The sequence below is a fragment of the Parasphingorhabdus flavimaris genome (assembly GCF_013371215.1).
Classification (GTDB): domain Bacteria; phylum Pseudomonadota; class Alphaproteobacteria; order Sphingomonadales; family Sphingomonadaceae; genus Parasphingorhabdus; species Parasphingorhabdus flavimaris.
This window is the reverse complement of record NZ_JABWMH010000001.1, coordinates 162491-184595: the sequence shown is the minus strand read 5'-3', so window position 1 is coordinate 184595 and position 22105 is coordinate 162491. Positions and strand designations below refer to the sequence as shown.

The following is a 22105-nucleotide window of genomic DNA, read 5'->3' as shown; positions in this document are numbered from 1 at the left end:
GGCGCGACGGCCCCATTTGCCGCAAACGGAAATCTCTTATTTTCCATATAGTTAGGAAAAAACTTGATTCGCGCCGGAAATCCGGCGGAAATGATGAGCCGGTGGACTAGCCCGGCTTGCGGAACCGCATCACGAAACGATCGGTTTTCCCGCGCACAGCCGGATCAAATACATTTTTGTCGAGATCATCATCGGGATTGGCGAACATCTGGCTTTCCCCATCCAGCACGAAGCCGGCGGCGAGAAAATCAGACCGAACCGTTGCCGGATCGATGCGATGGCTTTTCTCGACCACGGCGCGCGTGTCGCCGGATGGTCCGGCATGGTCGATAACCGCAACCACACCACCGGGCTTCATCCCCGCATGAAGATTGGCCAGCACCACAGCCGGATCCATTTTCTCAAATTTGAACTTCTCGCTCTGCCAGTAAAAGTCATGATAGATCAGGTGCAACATGGCAAAATCTATGCTGTTCGGGGCCGGCTTGTAATCCGGCAATTGCGACGGCACCATGGTCACATTGGGCTGTCGGTCGATGACTGCGGCCCATTTTTCCCTGGACTGTTCGCTGGAAACAAATTGCGGCGGATTGACCGCGACAACCGATCCTTGCGGACCAACCGCGCGACCGAGTATCTCGCTATAATAGCCGCCACCGGCGAAAAAATCGAGCACGACATCACCGGTTTCAAGCCCCATGAAGTCCAGCACTTCGGCAGGCTTGCGGCTTTCGTCGAGGGTGACATCCGCCTCTCCCCGTCCCGAAGCGGTCACGGCGGCGTCGAAATCCGGCCCGGCGGCAGCAGCGGTCGCCATCGAGGTGACGGACGCGGGTCCTGCCCAGACCGGAGCAGAAAATGCCAAGGCAGAGCCTGCCAATGTCAGAAGGATGGACGCACGCATGATGTTTCTCCCCAAATATTGGCCGACAATATGAACCGGTCGCACGCGGCGCACAAGCGGTGGGGATGTGATTGGTCTGTTTCGGACCGCCTTTGGTCGAAACTGCGGTTAACAGCGACCGTCAGGCAGCGCGTTTGCTGATCTTGTCAAGCTCGGCCCCGCTGTTTCGGCGAACTTCCTCAAGATCAAAATCAATCTGCAAGCCGAGGAAAAATCCCTCGGAGATACCGAAATAACGAGACAGTCGAAGATCGACATTGGCATCAACCGAATGCTGACAGGCAAGTATGGCGCTAAGCTGGCTCAGGTCCAGACCAGCCCCTTCAGCCACTTCTTCCATCGGTATTTCGCTACCAATCAGATAATCGTCGCGCAGGATATCGCCCGGATGAACATTGTCCAAACGGTCCTTATCCCCTGTGATAGTCCTCGATCCGGACATTATGCGCGTCTCCATTCGACCAGTTGAACGTCACACGCCACTGATCATTGATACGCACACTATAGCGCAAAGGTGTATATCCCTTCAACTGTTCAAAGCGATTGCCGCCCGGGATGCGCAAATCTGTTAGTTTCGCAGTCCTGTTGATCTGTCGCAGTTTTCGACGCGCAACATTCTGGATATCCGAAGGCAGCATACGGCTGCGTTCGCCGCTCCATATTTTTTCCGTTTCGGAATCGGCGAATGAGTGAATCATTGTGCGCCTGTCATTGCAAACATGTTATGATTTCAAACATATCGCATTCCATCGGCGCCCGTCCACACCATGTAGGCTTTTTGCACAAAATTTGGGCGCACATTGCTGATGTCAGTTGCAGAGCGCGCGTACAGCATCACATCACTTCCGCTGCGTCTTGCCATAGCCCATCTTGCGCGTCCCCGGGCGCCCTTCGGTTGATCGACCCTTGGGTTGCGCGACCTGCAGGTCGGCGGGCAAGCCCAGTTCTTCCGCCTCGAGCTTGCGGATTTCGTCGCGCAGGCGGCCTGCGGTTTCGAACTCCAGGTCGGCCGCCGCATCGCGCATCTGCTTTTCGAGACTTTCGATATGGGCGCGCAGATTGTGGCCGACCAGATGCTTGCCGTCGTCATTGACCGCTCCGGTGACCATATCCTTGGCCGTGGCATGAGCGACGATGTCACCGATATTCTTCTTGATCGATTGCGGGGTGATCCCGTGCTCGAGATTATATTCGACCTGCTTCTCGCGGCGACGGTCGGTCTCGCTGATTGCGCGCTCCATTGATCCGGTCATTCGGTCGGCATAGAGAATGACCCGACCATCGATATTGCGTGCCGCGCGACCAATGGTCTGGATCAGCGACGTTTCGCTGCGCAGGAATCCTTCCTTGTCGGCGTCCAGTATCGCGACCAGCCCGCATTCCGGGATATCCAGCCCTTCGCGCAACAGGTTGATACCGATCAGCACATCATAGACGCCCAGCCGGAGATCGCGGATCAGTTCGATCCGTTCCAGCGTCTCGACGTCGCTGTGCATGTAGCGAACCTTGATCCCCGCTTCGTGCATGAATTCGGTCAGATCTTCCGCCATCCGCTTGGTCAGCGTTGTAATCAGGGTGCGATAGCCCTGTGCTGTCACCTTGCGACATTCGTTGATTACATCGTCGACCTGGTCTTCGACCGGCTTGATCTCTACCGGCGGGTCGATCAGCCCGGTGGGGCGAATGACCTGTTCGGAGAACACGCCACCGGTCTGCTCCATCTCCCATTTGCCCGGCGTCGCCGAAACGCTGACCGTCTGCGGCCGCATCGCGTCCCATTCGTTGAAACGCAGCGGACGGTTGTCGATACAGCTGGACAGGCGGAAGCCATATTCGGCAAGGTTGATCTTGCGGCGGTGATCGCCCTTCGACATCGCGCCGATTTGCGGGACCGTCTGGTGGCTTTCATCGACGAACAGCAAAGCATTGTCCGGCAGATATTCGAACAGGGTCGGTGGCGGTTCGCCCGGCAGGCGTCCGGTCAGAAAGCGCGAGTAATTTTCGATCCCCGCGCAACTGCCGGTCGCGGCGATCATCTCGAGATCGAAATTGGTTCTTTGTTCCAGCCGCTGATGCTCGATCAGCTTGCCTTCCGCTTCCAGCTCCTTCAGCCTTTCGGAAAGCTCGAATTTGATCGCTTCCATCGCCTGCTTCATCGTCGGGCCCGGGGTGACATGGTGCGAATTGGCATAGACCCGCACCTTGTTCAGGCTGGCGCCCTTCTTCCCGGTCAGCGGATCGAATTCGACAATCTCCTCGATCTCGTCGCCAAAAAAGCTGATACGCCAGGCCATGTCCTCGTAGTGGGAGGGGAATATCTCGAGATTGTCCCCCCGCACCCGGAAATTGCCGCGGGCAAACGCCATGTCATTGCGCTTGTACTGCAGCGCCACCAGCTTGCGGATGATGTCCCGCTGGTCGACCGACTGTTCTTTCGTGAGATCGAAGATCATCGCCGAATAGGTCTCGACCGAACCGATACCATAGAGACAGGACACCGAAGCGACGATGATCACGTCATCGCGCTCGAGCAAGGAACGGGTGGCGCTGTGCCGCATTCGGTCGATCGCCTCGTTTACCGAGCTTTCCTTCTCGATATAGGTATCCGACCGCGCGACATAGGCTTCGGGCTGGTAATAATCATAATAAGAGACGAAATATTCAACCGCATTGTCGGGAAAGAAATTCTTGAACTCTCCGTAAAGCTGTGCCGCCAGAATCTTGTTCGGCGCCAGGATCAGGGCGGGCCGCTGCAGCTCTTCGATGATCTTGGCCATGGTAAAGGTCTTGCCCGATCCGGTCACCCCGAGCAGCACCTGATCGCGCTCCTCGTCTCGCATCCCGGCGACAAGTTCCTCGATCGCTGCGGGCTGGTCGCCCGCTGGCTCGAAATCGCTGGCCAGCTTGAACGGCCTGCCGCCTTCCGATTTGGCAGGGCGATTGGGCTTGTGGGGAACAAAATCATCGCCGGTTTCCGGTTCCGCCAGGCCTCGTCTGATTACCAATTCTGTCATAGCGCGGATATGGAACAAAAAGGGTCCAATGTCATCCCCGTTGTGGAATTTTCCGGCCGCGACGTGCAAGGCAAATTTACATCTGTCGTCCGGCGGTTTATGTTACGCGTTGGGAGCACCAACATTGAGGGAATATTCTCGTGAAAAAATTATTAGCAACAGTGGCTGTACTCGGCCTCGTGGCAGGCTGTTCCGACAAGGGCGCTGACCAGGACGGTGACGGCAAGATCACCCCCGACGAAGTGGCCAAGGAAATGAACAAGGTGACGCTTGAGCCAGGCGAATGGGAAAATAGTGTAGAAATCGTCGACGTGAAAATCGATGGGCTGCCGGATGGCATGCCGGCCGGAGCTCTGGACAGCATGAAGGGCAAGGTGACGACTTCGAAATCCTGCATCACCAAGGAACAGGCCGAGAACCCCGGCGCAGAATTTTTTGCAGCGCAGGAAGAAACCAATTGCGAAGTCAAGAAATTCAACATGAGCGGCGGAGCGGTTTCCTCGGAAATGGCCTGCAACAATATGGGCGGCGGTCCGGGCAACATGACCATGACCATGGATGGCCAATATGGGCCGAGCAACTATGAGATGACCATGGACATGACCGGCGGTGCCGGAGGCATGAAGATGAATATTGCTGCCAAGAGCAACGGCAAGCGGATCGGCGACTGTCCGGCAGGCTAGTCCCGACTTAATTGAAATGATCAAGATCAAGGCAGGAGCGTTTCGCTTCTGCCTTTTTTTTTGCGCCCGATCTCCATATCCGCTCGGCGCCGTCGCAGCATGACCCTGCAGGTCATTGCATCTGCGCCTGCGACTGATAGATTTTAATTCGAGACCGAATCGATCAACCCGATTGATCATCAGGAGAAGAATCATGATTGGATATGTAACGCTCGGCACCAATGATCTCGACAAGGCGCGCGCTTATTATGACGCGCTGCTCGGCGAGCTTGGCGCGAAACGACTGATGGAGCTCGAAGAGAACGGCTTCACCCTTTACGGCGTCGACATGACCACGCCCTCGATCGCAATCACCGCGCCGTATAACGGGCAAGCGGCGCAGCCGGGCAACGGCAATATGGTCGCGCTGCAGATGCAGGAACGCGGCCAGGTCGACAGCTTCTATAAAAAGGGCATCGAACTCGGGGGCAGCGACGAAGGCGCACCCGGATTGCGCGGTGATGACGGCCCGATGGCCTTTTACGCTGCCTATTTTCGCGATCCGGACGGCAACAAGCTTTGCGCATTTCGTGTCGGTCCTGCATAGGAAGAAAAAAACAGGGAGAGAAATATGAAGCATCTTTTGGCTCTGGCCGCGACAAGCGCCTTGATCTGGACGGCACCGCTCGCGGCGCAGAACAGTTCGACATCGCCCGATCTGGCAGCGGCGATCGCAGCGGATTATGACAAGGAGCTGGAAGCCCTGTTTATCGATTTTCACAAGAACCCCGAACTATCCTACAAGGAAACCCGTACCGCCGCGATCATCGCGAAAAAATGGCGCGACGCGGGCTTCACCGTGACCGAGAAAGTCGGCGGCACCGGCGTGGTTGCGGTGATGAAAAACGGTGCAGGCCCGACCCTGATGCTGCGCGCCGATATGGACGGCCTGCCGCTGGTCGAGGATAGCGGGCTCGACTATATGTCGACCGCGAAACAGATCAGTATCGACGGCGAGGAAAAGCCGGTCATGCATGCCTGCGGCCATGACGTGCATATCACTTCGCTGATCGGCACCGCGCGGCAGATGTCGGCAATGAAGAACCAGTGGTCGGGCACATTGGTGCTGGTCGCCCAGCCGGCCGAGGAACGGATCGGCGGGGCCAAGCTGATGCTGGACGACGGGCTCTACAGCCGTTTCCCCAAGCCCGATTTCGCCATGGCCTTCCACGTTTCCGCTGACACCCCGACCGGCAAGCTGGCGATCGGCGAAGGCATCGAAAGCAGCTCTTCCGACAGCGTCGATATCATTGTCCACGGGGTTGGCGCCCATGGCGCTTCGCCACATCGCGGCAAGGATCCGATCGTGATGGGCGCAGAAATCATCATGGCGCTGCAGACCATCGTCAGCCGCGAAATCGCTCCGCTCAAGCCGGCGGTGATAACCGTCGGTTCGTTCCACAGCGGGTTCAAGCATAATATCATTTCCGACAAGGCGACCATGCAACTTACGGTCCGCTCGGATGACGAGGACACGCGGGCGAAATTGCTCGAAGGGATCAAGCGGATCGCCACCAATGTCGGCCGGATGAACGGCCTGCCGGATGACAAATTACCCGAAGTGCTGGTGTCGCACGAATCGACTCCGGCCAATTATAATGACGCCGCCATGACCAAACGGGTGAAAGGCGTTTTCGCGGCTCGCTTCGGTGAAGAGGTGTTCGACAACAAGCCGCGCGAAGGCATGGGCGCAGAGGATTTTGCCTATTTCGTCGCCCCCAATACCGATGTCCCGGGCGTCTATTTCGCGGTTGGCGGCACCCCGCAAGCCGATTTTGATCGTGAGGCATCCGGCGGTGCTCCGGTGCCGTCCCATCACTCGCCCTTTTTCAAAATCGCTCCGCGCGAATCCGTGACATTGGGAACCGAGGCAATGACGGCAGCGGCGCTGGATTATCTCAATCCGCAAAAATAATCGTGGCGGAGGACCTTTCACCGGAGCAAATCAAAGCGCTGCACGCCAGCCTGATCGAGAAGCAGGCGGAGCTGAAGGCGCTCGATCTGGAAGCGGCAAGCTGGCGCACGACGGTTGAGCTGGACCAGCAAAGCGTCGGCCGGCTTTCCCGCATGGACGCAATGCAGCAGCAGGAAATGGCCCAGGCCGAAGCCCGGCGGCGGACAAGTGATATCGCCCGGATTGAAATGGCTTTGAAACGGATCGAGCAGGGCGAATATGGCTGGTGCGCGGAATGCGGGGAGCCGATTGCCTTTCGCCGCCTGGAAATCGATCCGGCGGCGGCATTGTGCATTGGCTGCGCGCGCTGATTGAAGCTGTGTCCGGCATGCTCAAGTGGATACTCGAAACCGTTGCACGAGTTCCCGAAAAGCCAGGGCCTGAAACCTGATATCAGGACCGCTAAGGGCCACGCCGGTTCAATCGAGTCATATTTGCGCCCAGTGAACCGTCGCTACGCTTTTCGCTCTTTCCCGCTGCCTTACATCGCTCTAATGTAAGGTCCATGGAAATCCCCGCCGATATCAAGCCGCATGACGGACGCTTTGTCGACGGGAAGCATTATTTCGCCTGCCGCGTCTATTTCGAGGACACCGACTTTTCCGGTATCGTCTATCATGCCAATTATCTGCGCTATATGGAGCGCGCCCGTTCGGACATGCTGCGCCAGCTCGATATGGACCAGAATGCAGCCTTTGATAGCGGTGAAGGCGTCTACGCCGTCGTCGACCTGACGATGAAATATCTGTCCCCGGCCAAGCTTGACGATGACCTGGTGGTCATCAGCACGGTCGAAACCTTGCGCGCCGCCAGCGTGATCATCGAGCAGAAGATCATGCGCGGCGCGGACCAGATTACGTCAGCCTCTGTTCACGCAGCGTTTCTTACTCCTGCCGGACGCCCGAGGCGGCAACCGAAAGCGTGGACAAAGGCATTCGCCAGCGTCATGGACCAGACTGATACGAAATGAAGGATATCAAATCTTGCTAGACCAACTTTCCGTCGGAGCGACTACTGGCAGCTTCTCTCCATTCATGTTGTTCATGGAAGCCGATATCGTCGTCAAGACGGTGATGATCGGGCTGCTGCTGGCCAGCATCTGGACATGGACGATCATCGTCAGCTTTGGCATGAACATCGCGCAGATCACGCGCAAATCCGACCGGTTCGAACGGGCGTTTTCCAAGACCGAGAATATCGACAAGTTTTTTGATGAACATGGCCAGTCCAACCTGCCCAGCGCCAAGGTACTGGCCGCCGGAGTCAAGGAATGGCGCCGTTCGACCGCAAAGGGCCCCGTCGACCGCGAAGGCACCAGGCAGCGGCTGGCCACTGCAATGAACGCGACAATTGCACACGAAGTGGATCGCATTGCCGACCGGCTCAATTTCCTTGCAACCGTCGGCAGTGTCGCCCCGTTTGTCGGTCTGTTCGGCACGGTCTGGGGCATCATGCGGAGTTTCTCGGCGATTGCCGCAGAACAGAACAGCTCGCTCGCGGTGGTTGCCCCCGGCATTGCCGAGGCCCTGTTCGCGACGGCAATCGGACTGTTTGCCGCGATCCCCGCGGTTATCGCCTATAACCGCTTCTCCCACCGCCTCAACAAGCTGGAAGCCCGGATGGGCCGCTTTGCCGACGGTTTCCACGCCACGCTGAGCCGCGAGCTGGAAATCGGGAACTGAGCATGGGCATGAACATGGGATCCGGAATTGGCAGGCGCGGCGGCAGCCGGGGCCGCGCACCGATGGCCGAGATCAACGTCACGCCGTTCGTGGATGTGATGCTGGTGCTGCTGATCATCTTCATGGTGACGGCGCCGCTGCTGGTGACCGGCGTGCCCGTCGACCTGCCGGAAAGCCGCGCCAATGCGCTCGAGCAGGAACAGGAGCCGGTCCAGATTTCAATCGATACCGAGGGCCGCGTCTTTGTCGATGACGAAGAACTCAGCCGGGGCGCTCTCGAAAGCAGATTGCGGGATATCGCCGCCGAACAGGACCCGGAAGACCCGCGCCAGATCATGCTGCGCGGCGACAAGACGCTCGATTACGGCTTGATCATGGGCGTGATGGGCGAACTCAACCGGGCTGGGCTGAGCCGGGTTTCGCTGGTCACAACAGGTTCATCCGAGACACCTTAATGGTGGACCGCTGATATGGAACGTGCTGAGAAAATTGGCTTGGGAATAGCTGCTGCCGGTCACGTCGCGCTGTTTGGCGTGTTGTCGCTGAGCGTCCTCAGCTCGACCAATGACGCGTTTCGCAACAAGCCGATCGAGGTGATGATTGCCGACGAAGTCGGCCTAGAAAGCGCTGCTCCCGATCCTGCAAAAATCACCCCGGCGACCAGCGTCGCGCCGGAACTCGGCGCGCCCGAAGAGAGCAGCTTTGTGACGCCGGAACCATTGCCGGAACCGCCAAAAGCCGAAGCCCGGCCGAAACCGGCACCAGCCCCCACATCCCGCGAGCCACGCCGACGCCCGGACAAACCGTCCAGCAGCACCGCCAGGTCCGATCCCAAACCGGCGGCGAAACCAGCCGCGAAGCCGGCTCCCAAGGCCGAACCGAAGCCCGCAGCCAAGCCACGGGGATCGCGACTGGGGGATGATTTCCTTAAAGGGGTGACCGACGCTTCCTCTGTCAGTCGCAACCAGAATATTGCGGCGGAAAAAGCCTCGCCCGCCGCGGTCGCCTCGCTCGAACGCGAGCTGTACCGGCTGATCAAGCAGAAATGGCGTCCTCCGTCGGGCGCGGATGCCGAACTTTTGCGCACCAAGGTTACCGCGCGGCTGGACAGCAATGGCCGGATCGTCGGCACGCCGACCGCGACCACCACCGGCATCACCCCGAGCAACCGGTCGCAGGTCGACATCCATCAGGAACGGGCCATTGCCGCGGTCCAGCTTGCCGCGCCGTTCACGACATTCCCGGAAAAATATTATGACGAATGGAAGGTTATCGAACCTGTCCTCTATCTTGGCGTCTAGGAGACCATATATGCAATCGCCCGCCCTCTATATTCGATCATTGATCCTTGCTGTCATCGCCAGCGTCGGACTCACGGCAACCGCCCACGCGCAGTTGACGGTCGACGTCGACAATAGCGGAGCGGAGGAGCTGGTGATCGCGGTGCCAGGCTTGCCGACACAGCAGAATATCGACACTCCGGCTGGCAACACCAGCGAACTGGGCGGAAAGATCAGCGATGTTATCGTCACCGACCTGCGGTCCAGCGGATTGTTCAAGCCGGTGGGACGCAATCAGGTGCGCGGAATCAGCTTTTCCGAAGTGACCGCGCCGCAATTCCCCTATTGGAGCGGCACCAATGCCTCGGCATTGATCCAGGGTTTCGTCAAAGCCAATCCCGACGGCAAATTGACCGTCGGCTGCTATCTCTATGATGTCGCGCTGGAAACCGAACTTACCCGGAACGGGTTTGTCGTCGAACCGCGGGATTGGCGGCGGGCCGCGCATAAATGCGCCGACGCCATCTATTCCCGGCTGAGCGGTGAATCGCCGTTTTTCGACAGCCGCATCGCCTATATCGCCGAAACCGGTCCAAAGGGTAACCGGACCAAGCGGCTTGCTATCATGGACAGCGACGGCGCCAATCACCGGTTCATTACCAATGGTCAGGCCACCGCGCTGACACCGCGCTTCTCGCCGGACTATAAGAGCATCGTCTATCTGAGCTTTCTCGACGGCAACCCGCGGATCTACATCTATGATATCGGGACCGGCCAGCAGCGCCTGATCACCCAGAGTACCAACCCGACCTTCGCGCCGCGCTGGTCTCCGGACGGCAAATGGATTCTCTATTCCATGGCGATTGCCGGCAATACCGATATCTATAAAGTATCGACATCCGGCGGCGCCAATCCGCAACGGCTGACCTTCTCTCCCGGCATCGATATCGGTGGCAGCTTCTCGCCCGATGGCGGACGGATTGTGTTCGAAAGTGACCGTTCGGGCAGCCAGCAACTATATGTGATGGACTCCAACGGCGGCAACGAACACCGGATCAGCTTTGGTGGCGGTCGTTTTGCAACCCCGGAATGGAGCCCGCGCGGCGACCTGATCGCCTTCACCAAAATCGCCGGCAATTTTCGTATCGGCGTCATGACGCCAAGCGGCGGCGGCGAGCGCCTGCTGACCAATAGCTGGCAGGACGAAGCACCGACATGGGCACCGAACGGGCGCGTGATCCAGTTTTTCCGCACGACCCGGGGAAGCGGTGGCACCGGCATCTGGCAAGTCGACCTGACGGGCAGGAATGAACGGGAATTGCCAACCCCGGTCAATGGTTCGGATCCGGCCTGGGGACCTTTGCTGCCATAAATTAGAAACGCGACAAGTCACTGGAAAATGGCTATAACTGCCCCAAGGGCTAAACTTGATAGGAGCAATATGATGATAAAATATGCGACCCCCCTCCTGATTACCGCCACTCTGGTATTGGCCGGTTGTGCCAAGAAAGCGCCGGAAGTACTGCCTCCGGCGCCGGTGGACACCTATACGCCGACTCAACCTGTCGACCAGGGGCCCGGCTATGCTGCCGGTTCGCAGGGTGATTTTCTGGCCAACACGATGTCCGACCGAATCCTGTTCGATACAGACAAGTTCAATGTCGATCAGCGCGATCAGGCGATTTTGCAGAGTCAGGCCCAGTGGCTGGCGCGCAATCCCAACGCGCGGATCACGATCGAAGGCCATGCCGACGAACGCGGTACCCGCGACTATAATCTTGCGCTCGGCGAACGCCGTGCCAATGCCGCGAAAAACTACCTCGCTTCGCTCGGGGTCAGCCCGTCGCGGATGACCACGGTTAGCTATGGCAAGGAACGGCCGAAAGCTCTGGGCTCGAACGAAAGCGCCTGGGCACAGAACCGCCGCGCGGTGAGTATTGTTGTTCGCTAGACCGGCCTGACAGCAGAGACAAAAAAAGGGCCGCTACCTGATCAGGTAGCGGCCCTTTTTTTAAATATCCGGTCGATTATTTCTTGGTGCCGGTCATCGCCATTTCACCAAAAGCGCCCGCTTTTACCGATCCGACGAGTTCGCCGTCGGTGATGATCGCATCGCCTTCAAGCTTCATTGGCATGGGAACGGTCATATTCATTTCCCAGGTGATGTGATTGCCGTCGACCTTGCCGTTTTCGACATCCATCGATCCCATTGCGCCGGCATTGTTGCCGGTGAACGTGTCACCGTCGGTGACGATGGTGAATTCCGACGTCTGGTCTCCCATCGGGGATTTCGTCACACAAGCATAAGTTCCATCAATAGACATTCCATTCTCCTTTTAATGTCAAAGCCCTAATTCGTGCCAGACGGCCGATCACTAATCATTGCCTGCCGAATCATCCGAACTGCCCTCACTATTAACAGCAGTGTCACTAGCTTCATAGCCGCGATATTCGACGGGCATATCAAGCGCATCCAGCTGGGCCTTGATCTTGTCGACATCGCCGACGATGACCCAGGTGAATTTGTCCGGGTCGACCGCTTCGGCCATCGCCTTGTTCACATCTTCTGTGGTCAGAGCCTTATATTTGTCCGCGACGGTTTCGGCATAGTTGGAGGGCCGTCCGAGCATCACGTCGCCCTGCATCTGCCCCAATATGCTCGGAGTACGCTCGAACTGGCCGGGCAATTCGCGGACATTGCCGTTGACCGTGCGTTCCAGTTCCGCTGCCGTCACACCCTTGTCACCCAGGAAACTGCGGACCTGTGCGTCAATCGCGGCAACAGCGGGGCCGGTCTGGTTGGTCTGGACCGGCGCGCGCATCGTGTAGAATACGCGGTCTTCGCCGCGCACGACGCTGTTGCGCGTGCCGTAGCTCCAGCCCTTGGTTTCACGCAGATCCATGTTGATCCGCGAAAGGAAGTTGCCGCCCAATATTTCGTTGGCTGCGTTGAGCGTCAGCAAATCGTCCGAACCCTTGTACGGGAGCACCTGCCCGGCCAATATCATCGATTGCGGTGAGTTGGGACGGTGAACGACGACGATTCTGCCCTCTCCGTCCGGAATGGCGGCATCGAAATTTTTCGCCGGAGCGGCCTTGCCCTCGCCCTTCCACTTGCCGAAGCGCATCTCGAGCTTGTCGACCAGCTGCTGCTTGTCAATCTTGCCCGCGGCAAAGATGGTTGCCTTGGCCGGATGCATCCATTGCCCATGAAAGGCCGACAGATCATCGCGGGTGATCGACGAGACGGTTTCCTTGATGCCGTTGCCGGACAGGCCGCGGCCATAAGGATGTTCGGAACCGAAGATCAGCGGCGGCAATGTGTTGCTGGCGATGCTCAGGGGATCGCTTTCCTCGCGGTCGATCGCGGTCAGCTGCCGGACCCGGATGCGTTCGATATCATCGGCGTTGAACGCCGGATTTTTGACAATGTCCGCCATCAGGTCGAGCGACGCATCGAGATTGGGATTGACCGCGCTGAGGTCGACATCGGTGCGGTCGCGACCACCGCCGATGCTGATATTGGCTCCCAGCCGTTCCTGCTGTTCGGCAATTTCGACCGATGTCAGGCTTGTGGTACCTTCTTCCAGTATCGCAGTCACGAAATTCTGCAGCCCGAGCTTGTCGGCAGAATCCGCGCTGGCCCCGGCATTGAAGGACAGGGTCACACGGGTCATCGGCACCGCGTCACGATGGGCAAAATAGACCTTGATGCCGTTGGACAGGGTCGCGGTCTCGACATCGGGGAAATCGACGTTGGGAATGTCACCCACGGGAGGCAATTGCGAACGGTCCGGGGCCGTCACGGTGCCGGCTTCGCCATTCTGCATATAAAAGGCAGGAGCAGTCAGGACGCCGGTCCGCTCGCCGATGCCGGCGCCGACTTCCTGATATTCTTCGCGTTCGCCCGGGACCACCGTGATGCCAAGCACCGGACGGGTCAGCCATTTCTGCATCGCCGCCTTGACCGCTGCCGGTGTCGTCGATGCCAGTCGGCCGAGTTCCTTCTTATAATGCTCGGGGTCGTCCGAATAGAGTTCGCCCTGGGCCAGGGCCACGGCCTTGCCGCTGAATCCGCCAACCTGTTCCAGACCGGCGATCCGCGCCGCGGCATCGCGCGTCGCGACCCGCTGCACTTCATCCTGAGTCGGTCCGTTGGCGATAAAGTCGGCAATGATTTCATCGAGCCGCTTGGCGACGGCGTCGGCGTCTTCACCCGGCTTTACGTCAGCGGTAATTTCCACCAGGCTGCCATGTACGAACGGAAGCACATAAGCGGTAACCGAGACCGCGTTTTTCTCTTCGCGCACCATGATATTGTCGAGCCGCGAACTGGCGAGACCGCCGAGCACGGTCATGCCGACATCAAGCGGCGTATAGTCGGGGTCGTTCAGACCCGGCACCACCCAGTTGCGATAGATGCGCGTGGTCGCGACCTTGTCCTTCATCACCTCGTAGATCGGGGCCTCCAGCGTCGGCAGTTCCGGGCTGAGCTCCGGAATAGGCTTGCCCTTCGGAATCGCGCCAAACCACTTCTGGACCTTTGCCTTTGCGGTAGCGGCATCAATGTCGCCGGCCAGCACGAGGATCGAATTGTTCGGCCCGTAATGATCGGTGAACCATTGCTTCATGTCGTCGAGCGACGCGGCTTCGAGATCTTCCAGCGAACCGATCGTGTCATGCCCGTAGGGATGGTCCGCGGGAAACAGCAATTCGGTCTGGCGATAGCCGACCAGTCCATAGGGACGATTGTCGCCCTGGCGCTTTTCATTCGATACAACACCGATCTGGTTGTCGAGCTTCTCCTGCGTCACCGCGCCGAGCAGATGGCCCATCCGGTCGCTTTCAAGAAACAGCGCGACGTCGAGCGCGGAGGTCGGGACGGTCTGGAAATAATTGGTCCGGTCGAGCCAGGTCGTGCCGTTGAGATCGGTTGCGCCAATCTGCCGCAGCGGATCGAAAAAATCGCCCGGGGCATTTTCCGATCCGTTGAACATGATATGTTCGAACAGATGGGCATAGCCGGTCTTGCCCTCTGGCTCGTGTGCTGACCCGACGCCATACCAGATCGATACCGCGACCACCGGAGCCTTGCGATCGGTATGAACAAGAACCTTCAGTCCGTTGTCGAGGGTGAATTCTTCATAGGGAATATCAACCGCGTCGACCAGTTCGCTCACCGGTGCCGGCTTGGGCGACTTGTGATGCTCTGCCAGCGCAGGAGCGGCTATCGTCAAGGCGGTGGTGGACAGAGCCAGTAACAGGGAGCGGGACAAACGGGACATCGGGATAATCCTCTTCAATCAAAATGCAGATAATATATTGTCAGACATGAAGGTAAATGGAGGCTCGCCGGCCATTGGCTTCGACGAACGACATTCAGCCATCGACCAATGGCTATTTGGCTTTCCACCCCCAGAACAGATGACAGGGCAGCACGTTCCAGAACGAATAGCCATTGTCGATATGGTCAAAATGCGGTTCCATGAAGGCACGCGCCTTTTTGACAAATTGATAGACCAGAAACGCGCCACCCGGTCGGAGCGCCGCATGGGTTTCGCTGGCAATTTTGGGGCCGAGCTGATCGGGCAATGTCGAAAATGGCAGGCCGGACAGGATATAATCGGCTTTTTCGTGGCCAAGGTCGCGGATGATCTGCTGCACATCGGCGGCAGAGCCGTGGATCGGGTAAAAGCGGCTGTCGCAGATCGCCTTGCCGAGATAATCGATGAAATCGGGATTGAGATCAATCACGATCAGCATCGCATCGGGCTTCATCCGCTCGAGCACCGGACGGCAGAATGTACCGACCCCCGGTCCATATTCGACGAACAGATCGCATTCCTCCCACTTGACGGGCTCGAGCATTTTTTTGATCGTGATGTCGGAAGACGGCATGATCGATCCAACCATCACCGGGTGTTTCAGGAACCCCTTGAAGAAAACACCCCAGGGTCCGAGACGCCGCTCGACGCGCGACTTGATGCGATCCATCAACTTTGTTTTGGCGATACTATTAGACAACTCTATCCTCCGGTGTCCGATCAAACTGTCTTATTAGGGCGTTACAGCACTGCTGACAAATATATTACGGGTTGCCCGTTGCAACCGACCGTCTAAAAGCGGCTGATGCAGCTTTATCCCGAAACCTCGATTGCAGTCATATTCTGCGCACAGCGGACCGGCGTTGATGAGGACGGCTATCAGGCAGCGGCGGCGGCAATGAGCGAACTGGTCGCCAGACAACCCGGCTATCTCGGGGACGATCACGCGAGGTCCGGCGATGGCCTGGGGATCACGATCAGCTACTGGCAGGACGACGCCAGCGCCAAGGCATGGCGCGACCACCCGGAACATGTGGTTATCCGCGAACGGGGACGCGGCAGATGGTATAGCCAATATACGCTCCATGTCGCCCGTGTCGAGCGCGGCTATGACTGGCAGAAATAGCGCGGCATAGGAACGATATGGCTGATTCTCCCGACATTGAACCGCTGAGCCCGAAGGCCGCTGCCATTCCCGACGCCAAACCGATCGACAGCACGCGGATGGCGGTGCTGTTTTCGGTCATGCTGGTCACGGCATCGGGCAACACGGCGATGCAATCGATTCTCCCGACGATCGGGACGCAACTGGGGATTCCCGATTTCTGGGTCAGCGCGGCTTTCAGCTGGTCCGCTTTGCTCTGGGTATACACCGCGCCAAAATGGGCGCGCCAATCCGACCATCGTGGTCGCAAGGCCCTGATGCGACTGGGCATGATCGGCTTTACGACCTCCTTCGCGCTTGCGGGAATGGCCCTATATCTGGGACTTCTTGGCTGGTACAGCGCGCTTTGGACCTTCATCCTGTTCGCCTTTTTCCGCAGCCTATATGGTGGTCTCGGGTCGGCTGCCCCGCCCGCGGTGCAGGCCTATGTCGCAGCCCGGACCGCGCGGGCCAACCGGACCAAGGCCCTGTCGCTGATCGCGTCATCCTTCGGTCTCGGCACGATTGTCGGCCCGGCTGTCGCGCCGTTGCTGATCATCCCCTTCCTCGGGCTTTCCAGTCCGATGTTCGCCTTTGCCGCCATCGGCATATTGGTGATGATCGCGCTGGCTCTGAAACTGCCCAATGACAATCCCGGCTACAAGGCACGTGGCGTGGTTACGTCCGAACCCTATAGCTCTGCGCCCTCGTCCAATAGTCTGAAAGATGACGATGACGACAACCAGAATGACGAGCCGGCAAGCCTGCCACCCCGTCTGCGCTGGGGCGACGAGCGCATCAAGCCCTGGCTGATCACCGGCATTTTGGGCGGAAATGCCCATGCACTGATATTGGGCGTCATCGGCTATCTCGTGCTCGACCGGCTCGGCCTGCGCGCAGATCCGGAAATGGGGATCAGAATGACCGGTCTGGTACTGATGGCTGGTGCAGCGGCGACCCTGCTCGCCCAATGGGGGCTGATCCCGTTGCTGCAAATGGGGCCGCGCATCTCGATCTTGTGGGGCATGATCCTCGGCGCACTGGGTTGCCTGATCATCGGGCTGTCGCATGATCTATACGGCATCATCAGCGGATTTGCGGTCGCGTCGCTGGGCTTTGGCCTGTTCCGACCCGGCTTTACCGCCGGCGCATCGCTCGCGGTCAAGCGGTCAGAGCAGAATGGCGTCGCCGGAATTGTTGCTTCGGTGAACGGCATGGCCTTCATCGCCTCGCCGGCGATAGGCGTCCTGCTGTACACCTATGCCGGACCGCTGCCGTTCTGGCTGGCGACAACCGTTTGCGTTTTCCTGTTCGGCTGGGGCTTCAAGACCCTGGAGCTCGATGACCGGATGACCACCGAACGCTAGGACCCTGCCTTCAATGCTTGCTGTCCTTGATCGGCGTCAACATTCCCGGTGACACGAAGCCGATCGGCTCGACGCTCATCGCGTTCTGCTTCAGCTGTGATTCCATCTTGGAATATTCTTCCTCCATTTCCGGGGTCACCGACGCGCGACTGTCTTCCAGCGCCTTCTCGAAATGCTTCATCTGGACGGTTTCGACCAGGCCACCGAACTCGCGCAGTGCGTGCAGCCCTGCCCGGCGGACCAGGTCCTCCAGATCGGCGCCCGAATAGCGATCGGTGCGCTCGGCCATTTCGTCGAGATCGACATCCTTGGCCATCGGCATTTTTGACGTGTGGATCGCCAATATGCGGCGGCGGCCGTCCTTGCCGGGAACCGACACATAGACCAGTTCGTCGAACCGGCCGGGCCGCAGCAGTGCCGGATCGACCAGACCGGGACGGTTGGTTGCGCCGATCAGGATGACCGACTGCATTTCCTCCAGCCCGTCCATCTCGGCGAGGATGGTATTGACCACCCGCTCGGTAACCTGGGAATCGCCCATGCCCCGCCCCCGTGCCGGCACCAGACTGTCGATCTCGTCGATGAACAGGATCGTCGGCGCCACCTGCCGCGCCCGGGCAAAAAGACGGGCAATCTGTTGCTCGCTCTCGCCATGCCATTTGGACAGCAGGTCGCTCGATTTGGTGGCGATGAAATTGGCTTCGGCTTCGCGGGCAACGGCCTTGGCCAGCAAGGTCTTGCCGGTTCCCGGCGGGCCGTAAAGCAGAAATCCCTTGGCCGGCCGGATGCCCAGCCGGGTGAAGGCCTCGGGGTTTTTCATCGGCAGCTCTATACCCTCTTTCAGGCGCATCTGTGCGTCGTCGAGGCCGCCAATATCTTCCCAGCGGACGTCCGGTGCCTGAACCATCACTTCGCGCATCGCCGACGGCTGGACCCGTTTCAGCGCCTCGACAAAATCATGCCGGTGAACCACCAGTTCATCGAGCACTTCCGTGGGCACGGTTTCCGATTCCAGATCCAGCTTGGGCATGATCCGGCGGACAGCTTCGATCGCCGCTTCCCGGGTCAGCGCCGCCAGATCTGCTCCGACAAAGCCATAGGTTGTGCGCGCCAGTTCCTGCAGATCGACAGCCTTGTCGAGCGGCATGCCGCGGGTGTGGATGCCGAGTATCTCGCGCCGGCCGGCCACGTCCGGTACACCGACGATGATCTCGCGATCGAAACGGCCGGGACGGCGCAAGGCCTCGTCAATGGCTTCGGGCCGGTTGGTCGCCGCGATCACCACCAGATTGACCCGCGATTCGAGCCCGTCCATCAGGGTGAGCAATTGCGCCACCAGCCGCTTTTCGGCCTCGCCCTGTACCTGGCCGCGCTTGGGCGCGATCGAGTCAATTTCGTCGATGAACAGGATCGACGGCGCGGCCTTGGTTGCTGCCTCGAATATCTCGCGGAGCTTCTGTTCGGACTCGCCATAAGCCGAGCCCATGATTTCCGGACCGTTGATCAGGAAAAACTCGGCATCGCTTTCATTGGCGACTGCCCGCGCCAGCCGGGTCTTGCCGGTGCCCGGAGGGCCATGCAGCAGCACCCCGCGTGGCGGATCGACGCCAAGCCGGGTGAAGAGTTGCGGATAACGCAACGGCAGCTCGACCATCTCGCGCAGCTGGTCGATGGTGTCGTGCAGGCCGCCGATATCGTCATAGGTCACGTCGGCGCGGCGATGTTCGGTCGATTCTTCATATTCCGGCCGCAGTTCGACCTCGGTATTTTCGTCGATATGGACGATGCCCTTCGGCACGGTCGAAACAACATTGAGCCGGATCTGGGTAAGGGAAAAAGCCGGAGCTGCCAGCATTTGCCGCAACTGAGGCGGCATGTCGCTGCGATCGACCTGTTGCTGCCCGTGGGTCGCGACAAAGTCACCGGCCTTCAGCGGACGCCCCATGAAGCTGCGCTTGAGTCCGGTGCCATTGCCCTGCAGACGCAGGTCTTTCTGCGCGGGGGCGAAAACAACCTTCTTGGCCGGCTTGGATTCGACCTTCTGAATTTCGACAAAATCGCCCGCCCCGACGCCGGCATTGGCGCGTTGCAAGCCATCGAGCCGGACGAAATCGAGGCCTTCGTCTTCCGGATAGGGCAAGACCGCCCGGGCGGGAGTCGCCTGTTTGCCGATAATTTCGACAACATCGCCTTCCACCAGCCCCAATTTTACCAGATTGTCGCGAGAAAGCCGCGCCAGCCCGCGACCGCTATCTTCGGGTCTGGCGTTGGCAACTTGCAGTTTCAGCAGCTTGCTGTCGTCTTCGGGCTGGCCTTGACTCGGCTCTTGATCGGACACGGGGGGTATCTCCTCGGATATCATATTGGTTGTTACCAACAAGATAGGGATCACCCCGGCGATATGCGACTCTGATTTTCAAAAGGCGGGCACGATGGCGGCACTCGACCAAAAAAAAAGGCCAGTTCCGAGGAACTGGCCTATAAAAGTTTTTAGGAGAGGATGCCTGAAAGGCCCATTCTGAATGCACCGAATCCATTTATTGTGCAAGTGCGAAAAGAACATTGCATGTTGCAAAGTTTGCAACCTGTAATTACAGTTAGTGACTGTTTTCCACCCTTTTCTCAGATTCGTGTAAAATCTTGCATTGCACAAAGCTGATGAAGCAACGTGATTGGCCTTTCTATGCGGCGCTTGCCCCCTCTTCGTGCCCTCGAGGCGTTTACCCGGGTGGCTCGCCTGGGATCTTCCAAGGCTGCCGCAGCCGAATTGGCGCTGTCCGCCCCTGCCCTCAGCCGGCGAATCAAGTCGCTAGAAGACCATATCGGCAAGCCGTTGTTCGAACGACGCAACCAGTCGATGGTCTTGAACGACGATGGCAAGCTGTTGCTGGAAACCGTCTCGCCCGCGCTGGAGAATATAGCCGAAGCGGTGAACCAGATGACCGTTTCCGGCGGCGACATGCGCCTTCGGCTCGGAGTCCTGCCGCTGTTCGGAGCCACCCGTTTGCTGCCGAAGCTGAACGCCCTCAAGAAATTATATCCCAAATTGCACATCGACGTCGACACATCCGCCCATGCCGAGAATATTCTCGGCGACTCGGTCGATGCCGCGATCATCATCAGCGATAATGTCGACCCCAATCTCTATTCGGTCAAACTGGACAGCAACAAGGTTTACGCGATCGGTTCGGCGGAACTGACCAAGGGGCCGAATGCGATCAGAAGTCCCGAAGACCTGCAGAACCACAATATCCTGATTCACAGCAATATGACGCGGGCCTTTGACCAGTGGAAGAAGGCGGTCGGCCTGCCCGACCTGCAACCCGCCAATATCGACCATCTCGACAGCGGTCCGCTGATGCTGGAGGCGGCGGCGCAGGGCCTCGGTATAGCGATCATGCACGGTGGCCATTTTTCTGATGCCAATGATCCGCGGCTGGTGCGCTTGTTCGACCATGATGTCGACAGTCCCTACAGCTACTGGTTTGTCTGCCGCAAACGCGACAAGAAGAACCGCGCGGTGCGGGTTTTCCATGACTGGGTAATCAAAGCGGGACTCTAGGTTCGCACTTTCGCGGCTCTAGGCCGTGAGGTCGGGATCCAGCACAAGATCGTCGTCCAGCTGCACGCCGAAGCTGATGAGCAGCATCGATACCTGGCTATATTGACCGACAGTCATCACCAGATCCATGCGCTGTTTTTCCGTGAGGTGACTGAGCGCCGCCCAGGTCGCATCGGCAACATGACCGTCGCCGGTCAGTTCGTCGGTTGCGCGCAGCATTGCGCTTTCGATATCGGTCCAGCCCGGCGCGTCGGGTCCGGCCTTGATCCGCTCGATCTCTTCGTCGGTCAGACCGCAATCCTTGCCGATGCGGACATGCTGCGCCCATTCATAGCCCGACTTCCAGTTGAAACCGGTGCGCAATATGATGATCTCGCGCTCGCGGGCGGGCAGATCATTATGGTCGGAGAGGATATAGCCGCCCCACCACATGAACGCCTTATAGGCCTTTGGCGCCTTGATCAGCGTCCGGAAAATATTGAATATCTTTCCGGACCGGAAGCGCTCGCCCAGCATCGCCCGCTGCTCGGGTCCGAGTTCGGACTCTGCAAGCGGGGCGATCCTGGGTTTATCGAGACGCATTTCCGATATTTTAAGCCAGCGTGATCGACTTGATCGTGCCCGGCTTTACCGGTGGCTCGCCTTTTGGAAGTGCGTGAACCGCTTCCATGCCGGAGGTGACTTCGCCCCAGACGGTATATTGGCCGTCGAGGAAGCCGGCGTCGTCGAGGCAGATGAAAAACTGGCTGTTGGCGCTGTTCGGGTCCATCGTGCGGGCCATCGAGCACGTGCCCTCGACATGCGGTTCCTTGGAGAATTCCTGCGCGATATCGGGCTTGTCGCTGCCGGACATGCCGGTACCGGTCGGGTCGCCGCCCTGGGCCATGAAGCCGTCGATGACGCGGTGGAATACGACGCCGTCATAAAAGCCTTCGGATGCCAGCTCGGTGATCCGGGCAACATGGTTCGGCGCGAGGTCCGGGCGAAGCTTGATTTCGACATCGCCTGTGTCGAGGTGGAAAGTCATTTTTTCGTGCGCCATCTTGTCTGTTCCTTTTTGTTCATTGAATCAATCTTGGGGCGCATATAGGCGGCGTGGTTGGAAAAATCACCCTGCCTTGCGTAAAATGTCACAAATGATTGCAATTATAC

At 58.7% G+C, this 22105-nt stretch carries 23 protein-coding genes; 13 read left to right on the top strand and 10 right to left on the bottom strand.

The features are described from left to right. Positions 1-106: 106 nt before the first annotated feature. From HUO14_RS00945 to uvrB, 4 genes are all read right to left on the bottom strand, one after another. Positions 107-904, bottom strand: coding sequence for a class I SAM-dependent methyltransferase (locus tag HUO14_RS00945; protein WP_176278021.1), 798 nt, complete (start codon positions 902-904; stop codon positions 107-109). A gap of 121 nt (positions 905-1025) precedes the next feature. After that, positions 1026-1307, bottom strand: coding sequence for a HigA family addiction module antitoxin (locus HUO14_RS00940; protein ID WP_246255115.1), 282 nt, complete (start codon positions 1305-1307; stop codon positions 1026-1028). Positions 1308-1314: 7 nt separating this feature from the next. Continuing rightward, complete coding sequence (locus tag HUO14_RS00935; protein ID WP_176278019.1) at positions 1315-1602, bottom strand: type II toxin-antitoxin system RelE/ParE family toxin; 288 nt, start codon at positions 1600-1602, stop codon at positions 1315-1317. 141 nt (positions 1603-1743) lie between these two features. Further along, the gene (gene uvrB, locus HUO14_RS00930; protein ID WP_176278018.1) at positions 1744-3918 is read right to left on the bottom strand and encodes an excinuclease ABC subunit UvrB; all 2175 of its coding nucleotides are present in this window, start codon (positions 3916-3918) and stop codon (positions 1744-1746) included. Between the two features lie 140 nt (positions 3919-4058). On the opposite strand from uvrB, the gene HUO14_RS00925 reads away from it, so the two are divergent. From HUO14_RS00925 to pal, 10 genes are all read left to right on the top strand, one after another. Then, positions 4059-4601, top strand: coding sequence for a DUF3617 family protein (locus tag HUO14_RS00925; protein ID WP_176278017.1), 543 nt, complete (start codon positions 4059-4061; stop codon positions 4599-4601). Positions 4602-4794: 193 nt separating this feature from the next. Next, positions 4795-5187, top strand: coding sequence for a VOC family protein (locus HUO14_RS00920; RefSeq protein ID WP_176278016.1), 393 nt, complete (start codon positions 4795-4797; stop codon positions 5185-5187). A gap of 24 nt (positions 5188-5211) precedes the next feature. Beyond that, positions 5212-6555 carry an amidohydrolase gene (locus HUO14_RS00915; protein WP_176278015.1) on the top strand — a complete coding sequence of 448 codons (1344 nt, stop codon included), beginning with the start codon at positions 5212-5214 and terminating at the stop codon, positions 6553-6555. A gap of 2 nt (positions 6556-6557) precedes the next feature. Next, positions 6558-6905 (top strand): TraR/DksA family transcriptional regulator, encoded by a 348-nt coding sequence (locus HUO14_RS16205; protein WP_343046034.1) that lies wholly within the window; start codon positions 6558-6560, stop codon positions 6903-6905. A 194-nt stretch (positions 6906-7099) separates the two neighbouring features. After that, positions 7100-7564 carry a YbgC/FadM family acyl-CoA thioesterase gene (locus tag HUO14_RS00905; RefSeq protein ID WP_176278014.1) on the top strand — a complete coding sequence of 155 codons (465 nt, stop codon included), beginning with the start codon at positions 7100-7102 and terminating at the stop codon, positions 7562-7564. Between the two features lie 64 nt (positions 7565-7628). After that, positions 7629-8276, top strand: coding sequence for a protein TolQ (gene tolQ, locus HUO14_RS00900; protein WP_176278704.1), 648 nt, complete (start codon positions 7629-7631; stop codon positions 8274-8276). 2 nt (positions 8277-8278) lie between these two features. Next, positions 8279-8731, top strand: coding sequence for a protein TolR (gene tolR / locus HUO14_RS00895; RefSeq protein WP_176278013.1), 453 nt, complete (start codon positions 8279-8281; stop codon positions 8729-8731). A gap of 15 nt (positions 8732-8746) precedes the next feature. Next, complete coding sequence (locus tag HUO14_RS00890) at positions 8747-9577, top strand: cell envelope biogenesis protein TolA (protein WP_176278012.1); 831 nt, start codon at positions 8747-8749, stop codon at positions 9575-9577. Between the two features lie 10 nt (positions 9578-9587). Continuing rightward, the gene (tolB, locus tag HUO14_RS00885; RefSeq protein ID WP_176278011.1) at positions 9588-10928 is read left to right on the top strand and encodes a Tol-Pal system beta propeller repeat protein TolB; all 1341 of its coding nucleotides are present in this window, start codon (positions 9588-9590) and stop codon (positions 10926-10928) included. Positions 10929-11003: 75 nt separating this feature from the next. After that, a complete protein-coding gene (gene pal, locus HUO14_RS00880; RefSeq protein WP_343046054.1) occupies positions 11004-11507 on the top strand; it encodes a peptidoglycan-associated lipoprotein Pal in 504 nt (167 codons plus the stop codon). A gap of 76 nt (positions 11508-11583) precedes the next feature. Here pal and HUO14_RS00875 read toward each other — a convergent pair whose 3' ends face one another. From HUO14_RS00875 to HUO14_RS00865, 3 genes are all read right to left on the bottom strand, one after another. After that, positions 11584-11880, bottom strand: coding sequence for a hypothetical protein (locus HUO14_RS00875; protein ID WP_176278009.1), 297 nt, complete (start codon positions 11878-11880; stop codon positions 11584-11586). 51 nt (positions 11881-11931) lie between these two features. After that, positions 11932-14841 carry a M16 family metallopeptidase gene (locus HUO14_RS00870; protein WP_176278008.1) on the bottom strand — a complete coding sequence of 970 codons (2910 nt, stop codon included), beginning with the start codon at positions 14839-14841 and terminating at the stop codon, positions 11932-11934. Positions 14842-14953: 112 nt separating this feature from the next. Next, on the bottom strand, positions 14954-15550 hold the full coding sequence (locus HUO14_RS00865) for a class I SAM-dependent methyltransferase (protein WP_176278703.1): 597 nt from the start codon (positions 15548-15550) through the stop codon (positions 14954-14956). Positions 15551-15685: 135 nt separating this feature from the next. On the opposite strand from HUO14_RS00865, the gene HUO14_RS00860 reads away from it, so the two are divergent. Together HUO14_RS00860 and HUO14_RS00855 are read left to right on the top strand one after the other, a co-directional pair. Continuing rightward, a complete protein-coding gene (locus HUO14_RS00860) occupies positions 15686-16006 on the top strand; it encodes an antibiotic biosynthesis monooxygenase family protein (protein ID WP_176278007.1) in 321 nt (106 codons plus the stop codon). Between the two features lie 17 nt (positions 16007-16023). After that, positions 16024-17391: an MFS transporter gene (locus HUO14_RS00855; protein WP_246255113.1), complete on the top strand. Its 1368-nt coding sequence runs from the start codon at positions 16024-16026 to the stop codon at positions 17389-17391. A gap of 10 nt (positions 17392-17401) precedes the next feature. Here the strand turns inward: HUO14_RS00855 and HUO14_RS00850 are convergent, their stop codons facing one another. Beyond that, positions 17402-19729 carry a CDC48 family AAA ATPase gene (locus tag HUO14_RS00850; protein ID WP_343046033.1) on the bottom strand — a complete coding sequence of 776 codons (2328 nt, stop codon included), beginning with the start codon at positions 19727-19729 and terminating at the stop codon, positions 17402-17404. 345 nt (positions 19730-20074) lie between these two features. Here HUO14_RS00850 and HUO14_RS00845 point away from each other — a divergent pair, with 345 nt between their 5' ends. Next, positions 20075-20953: a LysR substrate-binding domain-containing protein gene (locus HUO14_RS00845; RefSeq protein ID WP_176278700.1), complete on the top strand. Its 879-nt coding sequence runs from the start codon at positions 20075-20077 to the stop codon at positions 20951-20953. A gap of 18 nt (positions 20954-20971) precedes the next feature. Here HUO14_RS00845 and HUO14_RS00840 read toward each other — a convergent pair whose 3' ends face one another. Continuing rightward, the gene (locus HUO14_RS00840; protein ID WP_176278006.1) at positions 20972-21535 is read right to left on the bottom strand and encodes a carboxymuconolactone decarboxylase family protein; all 564 of its coding nucleotides are present in this window, start codon (positions 21533-21535) and stop codon (positions 20972-20974) included. Between the two features lie 10 nt (positions 21536-21545). Beyond that, entirely contained in the window at positions 21546-21995 is a 450-nt protein-coding gene (locus HUO14_RS00835) for a peptidylprolyl isomerase (protein ID WP_176278005.1), read from the bottom strand. Positions 21996-22105 lie beyond the last annotated feature (110 nt).

What these genes read in the sequence shown, in the direction of transcription:
- HUO14_RS00945 (WP_176278021.1), bottom strand. Translation starts at nt 904, where the DNA reads ATGCGTGCGTCCATCCTTCTGACATTGGCAGGCTCTGCCTTGGCATTT.
- HUO14_RS00935 (WP_176278019.1), bottom strand. Translation starts at nt 1,602, where the DNA reads ATGATTCACTCATTCGCCGATTCCGAAACGGAAAAAATATGGAGCGGC.
- uvrB (WP_176278018.1), bottom strand. Translation starts at nt 3,918, where the DNA reads ATGACAGAATTGGTAATCAGACGAGGCCTGGCGGAACCGGAAACCGGC.
- HUO14_RS00920 (WP_176278016.1), top strand. Translation starts at nt 4,795, where the DNA reads ATGATTGGATATGTAACGCTCGGCACCAATGATCTCGACAAGGCGCGC.
- HUO14_RS00915 (WP_176278015.1), top strand. Translation starts at nt 5,212, where the DNA reads ATGAAGCATCTTTTGGCTCTGGCCGCGACAAGCGCCTTGATCTGGACG.
- HUO14_RS00905 (WP_176278014.1), top strand. Translation starts at nt 7,100, where the DNA reads ATGGAAATCCCCGCCGATATCAAGCCGCATGACGGACGCTTTGTCGAC.
- tolQ (WP_176278704.1), top strand. Translation starts at nt 7,629, where the DNA reads ATGTTGTTCATGGAAGCCGATATCGTCGTCAAGACGGTGATGATCGGG.
- tolR (WP_176278013.1), top strand. Translation starts at nt 8,279, where the DNA reads ATGGGCATGAACATGGGATCCGGAATTGGCAGGCGCGGCGGCAGCCGG.
- HUO14_RS00890 (WP_176278012.1), top strand. Translation starts at nt 8,747, where the DNA reads ATGGAACGTGCTGAGAAAATTGGCTTGGGAATAGCTGCTGCCGGTCAC.
- tolB (WP_176278011.1), top strand. Translation starts at nt 9,588, where the DNA reads ATGCAATCGCCCGCCCTCTATATTCGATCATTGATCCTTGCTGTCATC.
- HUO14_RS00875 (WP_176278009.1), bottom strand. Translation starts at nt 11,880, where the DNA reads ATGTCTATTGATGGAACTTATGCTTGTGTGACGAAATCCCCGATGGGA.
- HUO14_RS00870 (WP_176278008.1), bottom strand. Translation starts at nt 14,841, where the DNA reads ATGTCCCGTTTGTCCCGCTCCCTGTTACTGGCTCTGTCCACCACCGCC.
- HUO14_RS00865 (WP_176278703.1), bottom strand. Translation starts at nt 15,550, where the DNA reads ATGGATCGCATCAAGTCGCGCGTCGAGCGGCGTCTCGGACCCTGGGGT.
- HUO14_RS00860 (WP_176278007.1), top strand. Translation starts at nt 15,686, where the DNA reads ATGCAGCTTTATCCCGAAACCTCGATTGCAGTCATATTCTGCGCACAG.
- HUO14_RS00855 (WP_246255113.1), top strand. Translation starts at nt 16,024, where the DNA reads ATGGCTGATTCTCCCGACATTGAACCGCTGAGCCCGAAGGCCGCTGCC.
- HUO14_RS00845 (WP_176278700.1), top strand. Translation starts at nt 20,075, where the DNA reads ATGCGGCGCTTGCCCCCTCTTCGTGCCCTCGAGGCGTTTACCCGGGTG.
- HUO14_RS00840 (WP_176278006.1), bottom strand. Translation starts at nt 21,535, where the DNA reads ATGCGTCTCGATAAACCCAGGATCGCCCCGCTTGCAGAGTCCGAACTC.
- HUO14_RS00835 (WP_176278005.1), bottom strand. Translation starts at nt 21,995, where the DNA reads ATGGCGCACGAAAAAATGACTTTCCACCTCGACACAGGCGATGTCGAA.